Annotated in this window: 3 protein-coding genes; all 3 read right to left on the bottom strand. The window is 48.4% G+C overall.

Annotation, left to right across the window (positions count from 1 at the left end; all coding sequences use genetic code 11):
* A partial coding sequence (gene yrIlm, locus J5224_RS24300) for a YrIlm family inverse autotransporter adhesin (RefSeq protein WP_319802478.1) occupies window positions 1-2096 on the bottom strand: 2096 nt, incomplete at its 3' end.
* Window positions 2097-2460: 364 nt separating this feature from the next.
* Window positions 2461-2685, bottom strand: a complete 225-nt coding sequence (locus tag J5224_RS24295) for a hypothetical protein (RefSeq protein WP_264627793.1) — start codon at window positions 2683-2685, stop codon at window positions 2461-2463.
* Window positions 2686-3000: 315 nt separating this feature from the next.
* The coding region (locus J5224_RS24290; RefSeq protein WP_264627792.1) for a hypothetical protein at window positions 3001-3249 on the bottom strand (249 nt) is incomplete at its 5' end.

Raw genomic sequence — 3249 nt, 5'->3', positions numbered from 1 at the left:
AAATCGGCATCCGCAATCGTCACTATTTTGGTAAAAGTCGAATTCTTGTACGGCGTGGTATACGTGCCCACCGACGCCCTCACCGAATGGTTTCCTGCCACCAGACTGGTCAGCCCACTGTTTGCCACACCGTCTTTATCGGTCTGAACCTGAGCATTTGTTACTGTCACCGAGCCAGACGTTGTCGTAAAGGTTACGGTAGCGTTTTCCATTGGATTGCCCAGGCTATCTGTCACTATTGCACGCAGCGCATTAATTTCAATACCGTCGGCTAACGCCCCACTGGCCACCGTAAAATCGGCAGTAGCGATCGTCGCTTGGCTGTCGTCTTCAACAAACGTGATATTCACCGTTTGGCGCTTACCGTTCACCGTCGCGGTGACCACACTGCTGCCCGCCGTGGTGCTGGTCAGCGTCGCCGTGGCAATACCGTCCGCACCGGTGGTGCCAATCACTGTGGTGATGGCCGCACCATTGCTGGCAGAGAAGTTGACCGCTTGCCCCGCAACCGGGTTGCCGCTGGCGTTCGTCACTATCGCCTGCACCGCGTTGCTCGCCGTGCCGTTGGCGATGGCGTTATCGGCGGTCACCGTCAGGTTGGCGACCGTGATTTCTACCATAGTGGATGCAACGACAAGCCGCGTAGTCTCACGAGCAGACGCATTGCCCTGGCTGTCGTAAGCCACTGCACTTATCGTATGCACATTACTGTTGCTACTGCGTGCCTCTTGATAAGGTGGGAAGGTGATCGACACGACCTGTGGGGATATCTGGGTGAAGCTACCACCTGCCGCCAACAACGCGCCGTTATCCCACTCAACCCGATCGAGTGCATGCCGACTGTTAATCTGCGCATTCACGGTAACCGTAGTCCCTGCGTCTCCGCTGATCTGTTCTGGCAACGTCAGACGGATCAGGTTTTGCTGTTGATATTCCAGCACGATATTGTTATTGCGTTCGACCAGATCGTAACGGCTACCCGCCAAGGTACGGCTCGACGCTACCGCAGAAGGATCGATATGCGACTGCCAGGATGATCCGAGGCGATAATTGAACTGGAGATTAAGGCTACTGTCAGATTGTCCGCCTTTGCCCGCGCGGTGTTCAGCCCCCACGGTAAATAACGGAATAGGGGTATAATTAAGTCCTGTCGTCAGGGCATACGGATCTTTCTGTCGGTTATTCTTACCGAATAACGCAACATCATTGCCACGATAGTGTTCATACATGAGTTTACCCCCCAACTGCGGGTAGGCCGGTAAATAGGCTTCTGCACGCACGTCATAACCGTTGGCGGGGCGCTCATAATAATCAATAAAGTCACGTGACTGATGCCAATCAGTCAGACCATAATAGCTGTTCACGGACAATTTTAGGTAGTCAGCCCAAGCCTCTGCACCCACACCCACCCGGCGATTTTTTCCGGTAATATCATTATCAAAAAAGGTATTAACACCGTACATCCAATTATCTTGAAAAGTACGGTAACCGATACCCGCATTTAAGGTATTACGGCTATCTTTATTCCGCGCCCCTAGCTGAGTAAACAACATATTTTTATTGTTATCTTTTAACGGCACCAGAACGTCTACCGCGCTGCCATCAAGTTTGAAATCATCATTGACGTTTAGCTGTACGCGGGCAGTGCCGTACTGGCTCAGCCACTGCTGTGCAGAATTGTTGATTTCGCTATTGGCTGCGGAGCGCGCCATCTGCTCTGCTGATTTGGCGGAATTTTTGCTGGACAACATCGTCGCCCCTGCTGCCGCCTGGCTTGCGAGCCGATTTTCTGTCTCAGCAGGCGGTTGATTGTCTACAGAGAAAGGCGATCGCTTACGCGGCACTTCAACTTCATCGCCCGTTATCAGGGATGAAAAGGGTTTAGAAAACGTTCTGTACTGGTTGATTTTTTGTAGTTCTTCAACCGAAACTCCATATCTTTTTGCAATAGCATCAACCGTTTCCCCGGGACCTAACACATACGGTTCAGTATCTGAAAAAGTATGGGCTGGAGTAGCGATAGCCGCAGCCATCGCTGGAGAAAAAGAAATACTCAGTGGAAATAGCAATTGGAAAAAGATATTTACCCACACCATTACGGTGACTTTGCGAGAAACTCTTTGCTCAAACTTTCTTTTCTTGTAAACAAAATAGTTGTATGACATATGTTAAACTCAGAATTAATAAAAAAACCAAATAATTAAGAAGCGAGAAAGGTAGCCTTTGAGTTTTAACAAAACAAGAAATAAGTTCAATGAAATATTATTTTTAGGAATTTGACTTCATTGCAGCTGCGATATATTTACAATTAATTTCAATTCATTAAGAACCTTACTTTTGAGCGTTATTTAAAAGCAATTTAAATACATATAAACTGATTTATTTAACATCAAATCCATCAGCACGTTTTTTAAAACAACCTATATATCAGGCAACAAAATATTGACATTAATTTCACTATTATCCACGCGCTGCTGCAATTAATGTCTGTCCCAACGAAAGACCGCCAACCCCTGCCGGCAAATTCCTCGGTTGCAATACGGTAAAATCAGCCAGCTCCTGACGCAGTAATATGCTGAGCAGTCGGTTATACCGAACCCCGCCAGAAAGCACGATGGTATGGGTATTCTCCTCACGCGCCGCATGTCGGGCTAACGCAGTGCGCCAGCGCCACGTGAAAGGCATGGGCGCGCCGCACGGGCGCAGCCTGATAGGCCAGCTATTCGTGCCAAATGTCTCCAGAAACAGCATCAACGGTTCCCCCTGGAGCTAAAATATACGGTTCAGTATCTGAAAGGATATGTGCAGAATCAGCGATTGCGGCAACGATTACCGGTATCACACACACTCGCGCCTGGCGACAGCAACGTATCGTTGCCATCGATCAGGCGCTGTTAGCAGACGCAGTGCTCCATTGTAGATATGCAGTCATAGGTGTCCGGATAAGACCAAAATCACAACATTAGCAACACGTCAGCCATTATGGGTATATCGCACGAATTAATTACATAGTATGAATTGACTAAAACGATCTTGCCTGCTGGAATGTTGCCCTGATTGCGCATAGAACGCACCATATCCAGAAGTATAGGAATCGCTCTTAATCCAATAGGCATTTTCTAATCCGCCAGGGGTGGACGAATCAGTAAAACCAGACCCAGGATAATGCGATTGATTTAATGCTCCCCACTCTGAAAATAACGTCCCAACGCCACGCTGATTCATACCCAACGTTACTTTAGACCGATC

The sequence above is a fragment of the Candidatus Symbiopectobacterium sp. NZEC135 genome (assembly GCF_025962695.1).
Note: the sequence above shows the minus strand (reverse complement) of the source record. Positions and strands in the feature narration are given on the sequence as shown.